The following is a 14,002-nucleotide window of genomic DNA, read 5'->3' as shown; positions in this document are numbered from 1 at the left end:
TTCCGATTGGACAAATGACGGAACGGGAGATATGCGTGGCCCCACTCCACCCCACCCCACCCTCACCCCGTTGATCATGAAGTTAGCGACGCTCCGGAGCCTCCGGGACGTCGCTAACTTCATGATCAACGCGTTTTGGCCGGTGGCGGGGAAGGGCTGCGTGTGTGGGCTGGGATGGGGTAAGCGGGTGCTGTCCAACGATGCGAGGGGGGAAGCACATGTTGGCTGTCAAACGCTTGGGGATAGGTGCCGGTCTGGCGATGCTCGGGTTGGCGCTGGTGAGCCTGGCGCCGGCTACCGCCGCACATGGCGCTGCCGCGCCTTCCCAGCAGGATTCGCAGTATCTGCAGGCGATTCACCAGGCCAATCTGGCCGAGATCGCGACCGGGAACCTGGCCCGACAGAACGGTACGAACAAGCAGGTCCAGGATCTCGGGTCGAAATTCGTAATGGATCACGCCCAGTTGGACAAGCAGGTGCAGAGCACCGCCTCGTCCACCGGGGTGACCCTGCCGGATTCACCGACACCGGACCAGCAGGCGGTCCTGAGCCAGTTGCAGGGGACCAGCGGTGCCGCGTTCGACACCCAGTGGATCTCGGCGGAGCTGACCGCGCACCTGAAGAACATCCAGGCGACGCAGACCGAGCTGGCACAGGGCTCGGATCCGGCGGTGAAGAAGGTGGCCCAGGCCGCCCTGCCGAAGCTCCAGATGCACTTCGACGAGTTGCTGTCACTGGCCCGGAAGTTGGGCGTACCGGTGCCGGCCAACCCGTCCGTGGGGCCGACCCCGAACCCGAGCGCACCGAGCCCGGGTCGCTCGTCGGGTACGCCGAGCCCGAGCCCGAGCAGCACCGGCAGCCAGTCCGGTCCGGGATCGACGCTCTCGCCCAACCCCGGCATCAGCTGATCCCTGGCTGACTTCCAGGGGAGCGGAAATCACGTCGCCCGCCAGCGAACGAGCTGGCGGGCAACGTGTCCGTGTACGGGCCGCAGCCGGGACCGGCCGCAGGGGCGGGTCAGTCCGCGTCGGCGAGGCCGATGGCGAACGCCTCCTCCAGGTCGTGCTGGGAGTAGGCCCGGAAGGCGATGTGCGACTCGGTGTTCATGACGCCGGGGACCTTCGAGATCCGCCCGGCGATCACCTCGGCGATCTCGTCGAACTCGCGTACCCGCACCACCGCGATCAGGTCGACGTTGCCGGCGACGGAGTAGACCTCGCTGACCCCCGGCTGGGCGGCCAGCGCCTCGGCCACCTCGGGAATCGAGTCGGTCGCGCAGTCGATGAGGACGATCGCGGTGATCACCGTCGGGCTCCTTTCGTGGACCTGCCGCTCATGCTAGAGGGTCACCGACGGTCACGGTCAGGTCGTGGCCGACCCGGATCGCGTTCTCCAGCCGCTCATCCTCGGCCACGACGCCATCGGGCCAGACCACGGATCGGTGCACCGTGCCGCGTACCCGCGCGCCGGCGCCGATCACCGCCCGGTCGTGTGCGCCGGTCACGGTCGCGGTGGGATCGACCAGGCTGCCGTCCCCGGCGGCGTGCAGGTTCGCCGCCAGGTAGTCGGCGGGGGTGCCGGTGTCCAGGTACGTGCCGGAGTACGGCACCACGGTCAGGTCACCGGCCGCCTCCGCCGGCCGCCACACCGCGCGTACGAGTTCGGCCGGCTCCACCGGCAGGTCCCGTACGTAGTGCCAGGGCAGCAGCGAGAAGCCGGCGAACCGGTGACCGCTGAAGCCGTACGGCTCCGAGGGGTCCGGCAGGGGCTGGCCGAGCAGGCGTACCGTCCGGCCGTCCCAGTCGGCGAGCAGCGCGGCGATGTCCGGCCCCGGTGCCGCCTGCGGGTCGGCCAGGTAACTGTCGGCGTTCCCGGCCAGTACGCCCCGCCCGTCGATCCAGTCGCGCAGGTTCGCCACCCCGCCGGCGGTGCCGAGCGGGGAACCGGGCTCGACCGAGAGATGGGCCCTCGCGCCGACCTGCCGGACCACCTGTTCGCCGAGGTAGCAGGCGTTGACCGCGACCCGTTCGGGGCCGGTGAAGCCGAGCGCCGCCACCCGGTCCAGCGCCCGCTCCAGCAGCGGTACGTTGCCGACCGGGCACAGAGCCTTGGGGACCCGCTCGGTCAGTGGCCGCAGCCGGGTGCCCTCACCGGCGGCCAGGATGATCGCGCAGATGCCGTCGGGCGGAGCGGTCATGCCGCCGGTCCGGGATCGGTTCGTCCCGGCTCGTCGGCGCCCGGTTCGTCGGCCGCCGGTGCGCCCGGCGCGGGCGGGGTGGATCCGTGCGCTGCCGCATCACCCGGCGTGGCCGATGCCGGCGTTGCGGGTGAACCCACGAAGGTGTCGGCGAGCGGGCCGATGCCGTAGCGGCCGAGCAGCCTCGCGGTCGACGTGGTCAGCCGGGGCAGGTTGTCCAGCGGGTGCCAGGCCGCCTCGTAGACCTCGCCGCCGTCCACCACCAGCGGGGTGGTGGCCGCCGGCACCGACGCCTCGAAGACACAGTCGACCCAGCCCTTGAGGTGGATCACCGCGTTCGGGGCGGCCGGGCGCAACTGCTCCGGCGCCAACAGAACCCCGGACTCCTCGTGCAACTCGCGGGCCGCGCCGACGACCGGCTCCTCATGGCGCTGGAGCAGCCCGGCCGGCAGGCCCCAGCCCTTGTCACCGGGCGGTTGACGCAGCAGCAGCAGACGTCCGGGCGGCGGGGCGTCCTCGTCGTAGAGCAGGGTGACCGCGCCGACGATGTACTTCGGTACGACCAGACGCACCAGTTTCCGCCGTACCGGATGGGGGAGTCGGTAGAAGGTGCGGTAGAACATGGCCCTGGGCGCTCGACGGGTGGTCACTGAACCAGGCTAGAGGTCGGTGGCACGGTTGCGGGCAGCCGGGGCATGAGGCGTCACTCGGGCTGGTCGACCTGGGCGATCAGCCGGTCGACCACCATGTCCGGCTCGATCGTCCGGTCGACGACCGCGACCAGCAGGGTTTCGAGGTCGGGATAGCCGAGTTCCTCGGAGAGCCGGCGCAGGGGCAGGTCGTTGGCCAGGCCCCGATCGTGCTTGCGCAGGGTCAGCCCGATGGTCGCCCGGCCGAGACGTACCTTGTCCGAGATCGAGATTCCCGGCTCCTGGTGCTCGGCGAAGAACCGGTTGATCTGCATCTGGGCGTGCGGGGACTTGACGAAGTCCAACCACTCCCGGCGCGGGCCGGACGGCTCGGTGGCCACGTCCCACTCGCCGTGCCCGTCAGCCTCGGTGAAGATCTCGACCACGTCGCCCTCGTCGAGCGGGGAGGAGAGCGGCACCAACCGTCCGTTGATCTTCGCGGCGAGACAGTGGTCGCCCTTGTGGATACTCAGCTCGTACGCCAGGTCGACCGGGGTCGAACCGGCCGGGAGTACGACCTGCCGCCCCTCCGTGAAGACCTGGATCTGGCTCTCGGCGAGGTCGCCGCGCAGCGACTTGAGGAACTGCGCCGAGTCGGAGGTCTCCTGCTCCCAGTCCAGCACCCGGCGCAGCCAGTCCAACTGGTCGGTGTTGGAGCCGCCGGCGGCGCCCGACTGGGGGAACCGGAACTCGGCGGCGATGCCGTACTCGGCGGACTGGTGCATGGCCTTGGTGCGGATCAGCACCTCGACGGTGCGCTCCTCCGGGCCGATCACGGTCGTGTGCAACGAGCGGTAGAGGTTGTTCTTCGGTGAGGCGATGAAGTCCTTGAACCGGCCGGCGACCGGTCGCCACATCCCGTGGATGGCGCCCAGCGCGGCGTAACAGTCGGTGTCCGGGCCGTCGACCACGATCGCGATCCGGGGCAGGTCGAACGGGACCGAGTGCTCCCCGGCGACGGTGTCCTTCCAGATCGAGTAGAAGTGCCGGGGGCGGGCCTCGACCATGCTGACCACCCGGTGCCGTCGCAGCACCGTCCGGGCCCGACCGACCACGTCCTGCAGGTAGTTGGCCCACCGTGGACGGTTGTTGACGTGTTCCTCGATCCGGGAGTACTGCTCGGGCTCCAGGTGCATCAGCACCACGTCGTCGAGCTCCCGTTTGAGCGCCTGGATGCCGAGCCGGTCACAGAGCGGGACCAGCACCTCCAGGGTGCCCCGGGCGATCCGGGCCCGGGAGGCGGGCGAGCGGACTCCGAGCGTACGCATGTTGTGCAGCCGGTCGGCCAGCTTGATGATGAGCACCCGGACGTCCTTGCCGGCCGCGATGATCATCTTTCGGATGGTCTCCGCCTCGGCGGCCTTGCCGTAGAACGCCTTGTCGAACTTGGTGACCCCGTCGACCAGGTGCGCCACCTCGGGACCGAAGTCGTCGGTCAGCGCCTGGAGGGTGTACCGGGTGTCCTCCACTGTGTCGTGCAGCAGCGCGGCGACCAGGGTGGTGGTGTCCATCCCCAGGTCGGCGCAGATCTGCGCGACCGCCAGCGGATGGGTGATGTACGGCTCGCCGCTCTTGCGGAACTGCCCCCGGTGCATGTTCTCCGCGATGGTGTAACCCCGGCGCAGGACAACGGTGTCGGCACTCGGATGGATGCCACGGTGGCTGCGCGCCAACTGGGTCACCGGGTCGTCTTCCGCGGGCGCCCAGGACAGCAGCGAGCGCAGGCGTCTGGTCAGCGGTAACTCACCAGCTCGGGTCGTCGGGGCGCCTCCGAGAGCGGCGCCGTGTCCGGCGTCGACGTCCACGCGGAGACACCTCCTCACCCGGCTCCCACACGGACCGGCGCGGTCGTACGGGAGCAGCCCGATTAATCGGGCAGGACTGCACTTCCTTAACAGCCTAGTTGGGTTGACGTAGTCCGATCGGTCAGTTGCTCATAGGCGTTCGGTCGAGAGTTGGGCGGAGGAGGCCGACTCGGCCTTCGCGAGCAGGTCCCGGAACCGTGCCGCGCCGCGTACCGGTGACGCCCAGCCGGCGGAAACCTCGACCAGTCGGGTCTCCGGTCGCTCCAACCAGGCCAGTATCCGCTCGGTCTCCTCGGCCGAGGCGTTCGGTATCGGCCCGTGTCCGGGCAGGACCGTCTCGGCGGTCGCCCGGACCAGGTCGAGCACCGGCCGGGGATGCACCCCCGGCGCGGCGGTCCCCGCGCCGGCCAGCCGCCCGTGCCGGACCACCACCAGCTCCCAGCCGCCGGTGTCCGTGCGCCGGGCCGCCGACAGCTCCCCGATCCGGGTCAGCCCGGTCAGCCGCTGCATCCGCAGGGTGGCCCGGAGCACCGCGACCAGGCGGCCCCGTACGGTCGCCGCCTCCTCGTAGCGGTGGTCGACGGCCAGCGCCTCGATCCGGGCCAGCAACGCGTCGACCACCACCTGCGGATCCTCCCGGGTGGCGATCCGCAGCGGGATGGTCGCGGTGCGCTCGTACTCCTGCGGGCTTATCCGGTGCTCGCAGGGTGCCGCGCAGCGACCCAGCTCGGCCAGCGCGCAGGCCGGCGTGGTGGTCCGGGCGGAGAGCTTGTGCGTGCACTGGCGCAGCGGGACCGCGTCGTGGATGCCCGCCGCGGCCAGCTCCGCGCCGCGCCGGGAGGTGAACGGACCCAGGTAGGCGTCGTCGTCCGGCGCGAGCTGCCGGACCACGGACAACCGGGGGTACGCCTCCGTGGTCAGCTTGAGCCACACCTTCCGCTCGGGGAACTTCGACCGCCGGTTGTACGGCGGCGCGTGTGCCGCGATCAGCCGCAGCTCGCGGACCTCGGCCTCCAGGGCGTGCGCGCACTCGACCGCCTCCACCCGCTCGGCCGCGGCGAGCATCTCCGACATCCGGGCCCGCTTCTCGGCGGCGGTGAAGTAGCTGCGTACCCGGGTGGCGATGTCAACCGAGGTGCCGACGTAGAGCGGCCGGTCGTCGGCGGCCCGGAAGATGTAGACCCCCGGCACCTTCGGCAGCCCGTCGGCGAGGTAACGCTTGCGCCGCTGGGTCGGGGTGACCGCGCGGGCGAACTCGATCGTGTCGCCGAGGGTGTGCACCCCGTGCCCGCCCAGCCGGGCGATCAACCCGTGCAGCACGTCGACCGTGGCCAGCGCGTCGTCCAACGCCCGGTGACTCGGCTGCCTGGGCGTACGGAAGTAGGCGGCCAGGGTGCCCAGCTTGCGGTTGGGCACCTCGTCACGGGTGAGCACCCGACGGGCCAGCGCGGCGGTGTCCAGCACCCGGGGGTTCGGCCAGGTGTGCCCGAGCTGGGCGCAGGCCGCCTTGAGGAAACCCACGTCGTACGGGGCGTTGTGGGCCACCAGGACCGCGCCCCGGATGAACTCCAGGAAACTCGGCAGGACCTCCGCGATCCGGGGCGCCGGCAGCAGCATCGCCTGGGTGATCCCGGTCAGCACGGTGATGAACGGTGGGATCGGCTGGTCCGGGTTGACCAGCGTGGCCAGCGTCCCCAGCTCGGTGCCGCCACGCACCTTGACCGCCCCGATCTCGGTGATGCCGCCGCCGTCCGGGGCGCCGCCGGTGGTCTCCAGGTCGACCACCACGAACGTGGTCTGGAACAGCGGCAGCTCGTCCGGCGCCCCGGTGCCGGTCAGCAGGCCGTCGAGGGTGCCCTGGACGTATCCGGGGCGGGCCGCCTCGGTGGCGGGCCGGGCGGTTTCGGTGCCGGTACGGGGTCGGGGTGGCCCGGAACGGGGCACCGGGGGATGGGGTTGTGCCATTCGGGCAGGTTAGGGCTTGGGTACGACACGGACGCACCATCCGTACCGCTGGTAACAGCCGATCTACCAGAAGAGATCATCTGAGTCATCGGGCGCTCCCGACGCCGACGGTGGGAGACTTGGCACATGCCCCTCACCGAACCGACCGACGACCGCCTCCCCGAACCGGGGGCGCACGCCGTGCCGGCCGTCGACGGGGATGGTGAGCAGGACGAGGTCCTGGAACTCGAACCGGAGCCCGTACTGCCCGAACCGGTCCGGCAACGGATCGTCGCGCTGACCGCCGTCGCCCTCCCCGGACTGCCGAACGAGGAACTGCCCGTACCGCTGCGCCGGGTGGCCAAGTTCGCGCCCAACCGGCGGGCCCGGCTCGGCGCACCGATGATCGCCACCCAACTCGCCAGCGACCCCCTGTTCCGGCAACGGATCACCAAACGGGTACTGACCGACGCGGGTGAACTCGGCGCGGCGGTGATCGCGGGGACCGCCCCGGCGGCGGCCGACCCGGTGGAGGTCGCCGCCCTCGCCTACCTGGTCCGCCCGCGCGGTTGGCGGGAACTGGTCGAGGCGGCCGGGGTCGCGGTACGGGCCGAGGCGGACAGCGCGGTCGTCGCCGAACTGGTCCGCGAGGCCGAGCAGCGGGCCAGCCGGGCCGAGCACGACCGTGCCGTGGCCCGGGTCGAGGCCGACAAGCTCCGCGACGAGGTCGCCCGGGTACGCGAGGAACTGGGTCAGCTCCGCGAGGAGTCCCGGGTGCTGGCCCGGTCGCTGCGGGAGTCCCAGGCCAAGGAGCGCAAAGCGACCGAGATGCTGGCCACCGAGAAGGGTCGGGCGGCCCGGCTGGGGGCCGACCACGACGCCGAACTGCGCCGCCTGCGGGCCCGGTTGGCCGAGGCCGAGGCGGTGGTAGGGGCGACCCGGCAGACCGCCAAGGAGGCCCGCTCGGTCGACGACGCCCGGCTCTGGCTGCTGCTGGAGACGATCGGCCAGGCCGCCGTCGGACTGCGCCGGGAACTGGCGCTCGACCCGGCCGACCGGATGCCGGCCGACTACGTCGCGGACGCGTTCGCCGACCGTCCGGCGTCGACCACCTCCGCCCGCGCGCTGGACACCGACGACCCGGCCCGGCTCGACGAACTGCTCGCCATGCCCCGGGTGCACCTGGTGGCCGACGGCTACAACGTGACCAAGCGGGGCTTCGGCGAGATGTCGCTGGAGCAGCAGCGCAAGCGCCTGATCACCGGGCTCGGCGGGTTGGCGGCGCAGACCGGGGCCGAGGTGACCGTGGTCTTCGACGGCGCCGAACGGATGCACGGACTGCCGCCCGCCCCGCGCGGCGTACGGGTCCTCTTCTCCCGCAAGGGCGAAACCGCGGACGACCTGATCCGCCGGCTGGTACGGGCCGAGCCCGCCGGCCGCCCGGTGGTCGTGGTCTCCTCCGACCGCGAGGTAGCCGACGGGGTACGCCGCCACGGCGCCTACCCCCTCGGCGCAGACTCCCTCCTCCGCCGCCTCTCCCGCTCCTGACCCCACCCGCGCCGCGCCGCTGCGCGCCGCGCTGCGCGCCGGCTGGAGCGCGCTATTACAGAGAATGAGTGGTTATTCGTCCCCGGATAGCCACTCATTCTCTGTATCAGGGGCAGTGGTCGGATTGGGGTGGCAGGAGGCGGTCGGGCGGTTTGTCGTACCCCTGACTTAGCGTCGATGTGACTGACGGTGGTTGGGGCGCGACAGGGCTTCGGCCGTACCGCGAGGAGGAGCGATGCTCATCGACTGCGACAGTTGCACGGTGCGTGGCCCGGCCTGTTCCGATTGCCTGGTCAGCGCCCTGATCGACCAGCCGGCCGCCGAGGCTGGGCTGAACGCGGAGGAGCACCTGGCGATCGAGGTGTTCACCCGGGCCGGGTTCGAGGTGTCGGTGCTGTCCGGGCCAGCACCCGCCGCACTGCCGATGGTCCGCCCCCGCCGCCCCCGGCGCCGCCACGTCGCCTGAGGTCCCCGGCTTAGGATGAGCCGGCGCACACGGGCAAACGGGAGGAGCGACACGGATGACGCCTCGGGGGTGGGCGGTCGTGACGCTCGTCGGGCTGGTGGTGCTGCTGATCGCCAGCTCCGCCCTGCTGGTGCCGTGGCACCGCCCACCGGCGCCCCGCGCCGACCAACTCGCCGCCCTGCGCGAACTCCCGGCGGCCGACGTCGCCCGCAGCCGGGCCTTCCACGCCGCGTTGCGCCCCGGCTCGTACGGCGCACTCCTCGTCGGCCTGCTGATCGCCCTGGTGCTCGGCCTGACCCCGCTCGGCGGCAAACTCGTCGACCTGGTCAGCCGCCCGTTCGGGGACCACTGGATCGCCCAGGCGGTGTTCGGCGGGCTGGCCGTGGTGCTCGTCGCCGACCTGGTCACCCTCCCGTTCGCGGCCTGGCGCCACGCCGTCGTGGACCGCTACGGGCTGTCCACCCAGAGCTGGGGCGGCTGGGGTCTGGACCTGCTCAAGTCGTACGCGGTCAGTGCCGTGATCGGCGCGGTCGCGCTGTTCGGCTTCTACGCCGTGACCCGGTTCGCCCCGCGCTGGTGGTGGGCGCTCGGCGCGGCCGGTGCCGCGGTACTCGTGGTGCTGCTGTCGTTCGTCCTGCCGGTGCTGGTCGAGCCGGTCTTCAACCGGTTCACCCCGATGGAGGCCGGGCCGCTGCGTACGGAGCTGATGGCGTTGGCCGAACGGGACCGGGTGCCGGTACGGGACGTCCTGGTCGCCGATGCGTCCCGCCGGACCCGCGCGGTCAACGCGTACGTCTCCGGGTTCGGCCCGACCCGCCGGATCGTCGTCTACGACACCCTGCTGCGCGAGGCGACCCCGGACGAGGTGACCAGCGTGGTGGCGCACGAACTCGGCCACGCCAAGGACCAGGACGTCCTCGCCGGTACGCTCACCGGCGCACTCGGTGCCGCCGCCGCGGTGACCGCGCTCTACCTGCTCGGGTTCTGGGGCGGGCTGCTCCGGGCGGCCGGGGTCGACTCGATCGCCCAGCCGCGCGCGTTCGCCCTGGTGTTCGCCGTCGTCGCGGTGGTCGGCCTGGTCAGCACCCCGGCCCAGGCGCTGCTGTCCCGGCGGGTCGAGGCACGGGCCGACGCGCACGCCCTCGACCTGACCGGTGACCCGGCCACCTTCGAGGCGATGCAGCGGCGGCTCGCCACGGTCAACCTGTCCGACCCCGACCCGCCCCGCTGGGAGTACCTCTACTCCGCCTCCCACCCGTCGACGGTGGAGCGGATGGCCGCCGCCCGCGCGTACGCCCGGAACGAGGGCCGGTGAGCCGGACGCTCGTGATCACGAACGACTTCCCACCCCGGGCGGGGGGGATCCAGTCGTTCGTGCACAACCTCGCCGTACGCCAACCGGCCGGCTCGATCGTGGTCTACGCCTCCACTCATCCCGGCGCGGAGAAGTTCGACGCCGAGCAGCCGTTCGAGGTGGTCCGCGAGTCGACCGGGATGCTGCTGCCGACCCCCTCGGTCGCCCGGCGGGCGGCCCGACTCGCCGTCGAGTACGGCTGCGACACGCTCTGGTTCGGTGCCGCCGCCCCGCTCGGACTGCTCGCACCCGGTCTGCGCCGTCGGGCCGGGATCGAACGGGCGGTCGCCCTGACCCACGGCCACGAGATCGGGTGGGCCGCGCTCCCCGGTGCCCGCGCCACCCTGCGCCGGATCGGCCGGGGACTGGACGTCACGACCTACCTGGGGGAGTACACCCGGGTCCGGCTCGACCGGGTCCTGCACGACGTCACCGAGCTGCGCCGGCTCGCGCCCGGTGTCGACGTCGACCTGCACCACCCCGACATCGACGCGACCGGGCTGCGGGCCCGCTACGGACTCACCGACCGGCCGGTGGTCGTCTGCGTGTCCCGGCTGGTGCCGCGCAAGGGCCAGGACGTGCTGATCCGGGCACTGCCGCAGATCAGGCGCCGGGTGCGGGACGCCGCCCTGCTGATCGTCGGCGGCGGGCCGTACCGGTCGACGTTGGAGAAACTCGTACGCGAGCACGACCTGACCGCGCACGTGACCTTCACCGGCAACGTGGTGTGGCAGGACCTGCCGGCGCACTACGCGGCCGGTGACGTGTTCGCGATGCCGTGCCGGACCCGCAACCACGGTCTGGACGTCGAGGGCCTCGGGATGGTCTTCCTCGAAGCCTCCGCGACCGGCCTGCCCGTGGTCGTGGGGGATTCCGGCGGAGCCCCCGACGCGGTACGCGACGGCGAGACCGGCTACCTGGTCGACGGCCGGAACGTGGCACAGCTCGCCGACCGGGTCGCGACCCTGCTCGTGGATCCGGCGTCGGCCCGGCGGATGGGCGCCGCCGGCCGTGCCTGGGTGGAACGGGAGTGGCGCTGGGAGTTGCAGGCCGACCGGCTGACCAACCTCCTCCATCCCGACGCCCGCTAGTTCCGGTGTCGCGGAGAGTTTGGCCGGTCATAGCGAGCCGAACTCTTCGTGATCACGGAAGCGGCTAGCTCTGTTGGCCCAGTCGGTCGTGGATCCGGATGGCCGGCTCGGGGCGGCCGAAGTGCCAGCCCTGGGCGGCGTCGCAGCCGAGTTCGCGCAGCCGGGCGGCCTGCCCGGCGGTCTCCACACCCTCGGCGGTGACGGTGAGGTTGAGGGCGTGCGCGAGGGAGACCAGGGTGGCCAGGATGCGTTCGTCGGTGTGGCTCGCCGGGTCGTCGTCGGCCGCCTGCAGCCCGGCCACGAACGAGCCGGCCACCTTCAGCTCGCAGACCGGCAGCGAGCGCAGGTAGGCGAGGTTGGAGTAGCCGGTGCCGAAGTCGTCGATGGCGATCCGGACGCCCAGTTCGGCGAGGGACCGCAGCGCCTGCACCGGCTCGCCGGTGGTGGTCATCAACGCGCTCTCGGTGATTTCGAGCTGGAGCTTGTGCGGTGGCAGGCCGGTCCGGTCGAGCAGTGCGCGTACCTCGTCCGCCAGACCGGCCACGTGCACCTGACGGACCGCCAGGTTGACGCTGACGAACGGCGCGTCCGGGCTGATCGTCAACCAGCGCCGGGCCTCCCGGCAGGCCTCGTTCAGGACCCAGTCGCCGAGCCGGACGATCAGCCCGGTCTCCTCGGCCAGCCCGATGAAACTGTCCGGGTTCAGTACGCCCCGCGTCGGGTGCCGCCAGCGGACCAGCGCCTCCACCCCCAGCACCTCGTCGCGGGTCAGCGACACCAGCGGCTGGTAGTCCAGGTAGAACTCGCCCCGGTCCAGTGCCCCCGGCATCGCCGCCGACAGGGCGTGCCGGTTCAGCTCAAGCTCGTTGCGTTCGGCGTCGAACAACGCCCAGCGTCCCCGGCCGGACGCCTTCGCCCAGTGCAGGGTCACGTCGGCGGCCCGCATCACGTCGTCCGGGGTGGTACCGGTGACCGGGCGCTCGACCACGCCGACGCTCGCCGAGATGGTCAGCTCGTGCCCGTCGACCACGGACGGTTCACCGATCGCGGCCAGGGCGGCGTCCGCGACCTTGAGGGCGTCGTCGGTGCAGGTGGTGTCCTCGACCAGGATGACGAACTCGTCGCCGCCGAGCCGCGCCACGAGGTGGTCGCCGACCTGCCCCCGCAGCCGTTCCGCCACCGAGACCAGCAACTGGTCGCCGACCGGATGCCCGAGGGTGTCGTTGACGACCTTGAACCGGTCCAGGTCGATGAAGCAGACGCCGATCCGCTTGCCGCCCGCGTCCGGTCGGCGTACGGCCGCGCCGAGCCGTTCGGTGAACAGGGCGCGATTGGGCAGGTTGGTCAGCGGATCGTGGGTGGCCTGGTGGCGGAACCGCGCCTCGCTCTCCCGCAGCGCCCGCTCCGCCTGCTCCCGGGCGACCATGCCGGCGCGCCGGATCGACTCCTGCTCGTCGAGCGTACGGTCGTGCATCGCCCGGCTGTACCCGGTGGCGACCGTGGCCAGCAGCCGGGCCATCCGGTCCTGGGCGTCCTCCTGACAGAGACCGAGATCGCGCAGCAGGCGCAGTTGGATGACCTCGATGGTCCGGCCGAGTCCCTCCGCCGACGCCACGTGCGCCGCGACCAGGGCGGCACCGACCCGGTGCCCGGTACGCAGGTCGAACGGCTCCGACTGCAACGCGTCGGCCAACTCGCCGGTCAACCGTTGCAGGAGTTCTTCGAGCTGGGTCTGGGTCATCGGCAGGTAGCTGGTGCCGGTGACCGCCTTGGCCCAGGCCCGGGCGAAGGTGGGCAGGCCCGGCCGGGCGGCGGTCAGCACCGACCGGTCGCCGAAATCGTCATCCACCGTGCCGTCCCACGCCGCCCATGAACACTGCCCGTTCGGCGTCGTCGAGGCTGTCGAACGCGTCGGGTCGCCACTGCGGCACCCAGACCACACCGGGGTCGACGAGGTCGAAACCGTCGAAGAGTCCGGTGAGTTCCCGCCGGCTGCGAACCGTCAGCGGATTGTCCGTACGTTGGTAGACACGCTCGGCGTCCTCGCGCTCGTCGTCGGTCCGACCGTCGTCGCTGGCCTGGGAGAGCACGAGGTAACTGCCGGGGGCGAGACTGCGCCGGATGGTGGACAGGATGCCACGGGGGTCGTCCGAGTCCGGGATGAAGTGCAGCACCGCGACCACCATGACGGCCACCGGCTCGTCGAAGTTCAGCAGCTTGCGTACGTCCGGATGGCTCAGGATCTCCGCGGGCTGACGGAGGTCGCCCCAGAGCGCGGTCGCCTGCTCGTTGCCGCTGAGGATCTCCCGGCTGTGCGCCACCGCGACCGGGTCGACGTCGACGTAGACCACCCGGGTGTCGGGGGCGGCCCGCTGGGCGATCTCGTGCACGTTGCCGACCGTCGGGATGCCCGAGCCGATGTCGAGGAACTGCCGGATACCGGCGTCGATGAGGTAGTGCACCGCCCGGCGGAGAAAGGCCCGGTTCGCCTGGGCCATCAGGGGCGCCTCCGGAACGGACGCGATCATGGCCTGGGCCGCGCGCCGGTCCGCCGCGAAATTGTGCGAGCCGCCCAGATAGTAGTCGTACATGCGGGCCACGCTGGGTCGTTCGATGTCGATGCTCTGCGGTGCCCAGTCCGGCCTTTGCATGCCTACCTGCCCCTACGCTGAGAACGCACGAAATACTGCCCCTCGGGTGGTTCCCCGGCTATTCTGCCCGTCGTCCGTCCAGCTATCCAGACCGCGCCGGATCGTCACCCGGATCAATGACGGCAGTCACCATCGCACGGCTCCGATCCGACATGGACACGGGGTCCGCCCCATCCGCCCGGCCGGGCCGACGCTGGTGGGACGTGGCCCACCCGGAGTGGGACGCCGTGGTCAACCGTCGCGGCGCGTGGCACTCT

The 14,002-nt window shown here is 71.7% G+C and carries 11 protein-coding genes and 1 pseudogene; 5 read left to right on the top strand and 7 right to left on the bottom strand.

The features are described 5' to 3' along the window. Positions 1-218 precede the first annotated feature (218 nt). On the top strand, positions 219-908 hold the full coding sequence (locus ACWEFB_RS32960) for a DUF4142 domain-containing protein (protein WP_452291732.1): 690 nt from the start codon (positions 219-221) through the stop codon (positions 906-908). Positions 909-1,017: 109 nt separating this feature from the next. Here the strand turns inward: ACWEFB_RS32960 and ACWEFB_RS32955 are convergent, their stop codons facing one another. From ACWEFB_RS32955 to ACWEFB_RS32935, 5 genes and pseudogenes are all read right to left on the bottom strand, one after another. Next, the gene (locus ACWEFB_RS32955; RefSeq protein ID WP_121155933.1) at positions 1,018-1,305 is read right to left on the bottom strand and encodes an Lrp/AsnC family transcriptional regulator; all 288 of its coding nucleotides are present in this window, start codon (positions 1,303-1,305) and stop codon (positions 1,018-1,020) included. A gap of 28 nt (positions 1,306-1,333) precedes the next feature. Further along, positions 1,334-2,197, bottom strand: a complete 864-nt coding sequence (locus ACWEFB_RS32950; RefSeq protein ID WP_452291729.1) for a nucleotidyltransferase family protein — start codon at positions 2,195-2,197, stop codon at positions 1,334-1,336. 119 nt (positions 2,198-2,316) lie between these two features. Then, positions 2,317-2,820: pseudogene (locus ACWEFB_RS32945) on the bottom strand (NUDIX hydrolase); the annotation flags it as partial. 80 nt (positions 2,821-2,900) lie between these two features. Beyond that, a complete protein-coding gene (locus ACWEFB_RS32940; RefSeq protein WP_452291727.1) occupies positions 2,901-4,691 on the bottom strand; it encodes a RelA/SpoT family protein in 1,791 nt (596 codons plus the stop codon). A 129-nt stretch (positions 4,692-4,820) separates the two neighbouring features. Next, a complete protein-coding gene (locus ACWEFB_RS32935; RefSeq protein ID WP_452291725.1) occupies positions 4,821-6,656 on the bottom strand; it encodes a DEDD exonuclease domain-containing protein in 1,836 nt (611 codons plus the stop codon). A 126-nt stretch (positions 6,657-6,782) separates the two neighbouring features. Here ACWEFB_RS32935 and ACWEFB_RS32930 point away from each other — a divergent pair, with 126 nt between their 5' ends. The 4 genes from ACWEFB_RS32930 (at position 6,783) to ACWEFB_RS32915 (ending at position 11,094) form a co-directional block, all read left to right on the top strand. Then, positions 6,783-8,183, top strand: a complete 1,401-nt coding sequence (locus ACWEFB_RS32930) for an NYN domain-containing protein (RefSeq protein ID WP_452291723.1) — start codon at positions 6,783-6,785, stop codon at positions 8,181-8,183. A gap of 235 nt (positions 8,184-8,418) precedes the next feature. Further along, on the top strand, positions 8,419-8,649 hold the full coding sequence (locus ACWEFB_RS32925) for a hypothetical protein (protein WP_326556679.1): 231 nt from the start codon (positions 8,419-8,421) through the stop codon (positions 8,647-8,649). 55 nt (positions 8,650-8,704) lie between these two features. Beyond that, on the top strand, positions 8,705-9,964 hold the full coding sequence (locus tag ACWEFB_RS32920; protein ID WP_452291721.1) for a M48 family metalloprotease: 1,260 nt from the start codon (positions 8,705-8,707) through the stop codon (positions 9,962-9,964). Next, entirely contained in the window at positions 9,961-11,094 is a 1,134-nt protein-coding gene (locus tag ACWEFB_RS32915; RefSeq protein ID WP_452291719.1) for a glycosyltransferase family 4 protein, read from the top strand. The genes ACWEFB_RS32920 and ACWEFB_RS32915 overlap by 4 nt, the downstream gene beginning before the upstream one ends. 64 nt (positions 11,095-11,158) lie before the next feature. Here the strand turns inward: ACWEFB_RS32915 and ACWEFB_RS32910 are convergent, their stop codons facing one another. After that, the gene (locus tag ACWEFB_RS32910; protein ID WP_452291739.1) at positions 11,159-12,892 is read right to left on the bottom strand and encodes a putative bifunctional diguanylate cyclase/phosphodiesterase; all 1,734 of its coding nucleotides are present in this window, start codon (positions 12,890-12,892) and stop codon (positions 11,159-11,161) included. 43 nt (positions 12,893-12,935) lie between these two features. Next, positions 12,936-13,745 (bottom strand): SAM-dependent methyltransferase, encoded by an 810-nt coding sequence (locus tag ACWEFB_RS32905; RefSeq protein WP_452291717.1) that lies wholly within the window; start codon positions 13,743-13,745, stop codon positions 12,936-12,938. Positions 13,746-14,002 lie beyond the last annotated feature (257 nt).

It is taken from the genome of Micromonospora sp. NPDC004704 (assembly GCF_053601675.1).
The sequence above is the reverse complement of the archived record's forward strand: the minus strand, read 5'-3'. Positions and strand labels throughout refer to the sequence as shown.

Coding starts and splice junctions, on each gene's coding strand:
- ACWEFB_RS32960 (WP_452291732.1), top strand. CDS start 219: ATGTTGGCTGTCAAACGCTTGGGGATAGGTGCCGGTCTGGCGATGCTC.
- ACWEFB_RS32950 (WP_452291729.1), bottom strand. CDS start 2,197: ATGACCGCTCCGCCCGACGGCATCTGCGCGATCATCCTGGCCGCCGGT.
- ACWEFB_RS32935 (WP_452291725.1), bottom strand. CDS start 6,656: ATGGCACAACCCCATCCCCCGGTGCCCCGTTCCGGGCCACCCCGACCC.
- ACWEFB_RS32930 (WP_452291723.1), top strand. CDS start 6,783: ATGCCCCTCACCGAACCGACCGACGACCGCCTCCCCGAACCGGGGGCG.
- ACWEFB_RS32925 (WP_326556679.1), top strand. CDS start 8,419: ATGCTCATCGACTGCGACAGTTGCACGGTGCGTGGCCCGGCCTGTTCC.
- ACWEFB_RS32920 (WP_452291721.1), top strand. CDS start 8,705: ATGACGCCTCGGGGGTGGGCGGTCGTGACGCTCGTCGGGCTGGTGGTG.
- ACWEFB_RS32905 (WP_452291717.1), bottom strand. CDS start 13,745: ATGCAAAGGCCGGACTGGGCACCGCAGAGCATCGACATCGAACGACCC.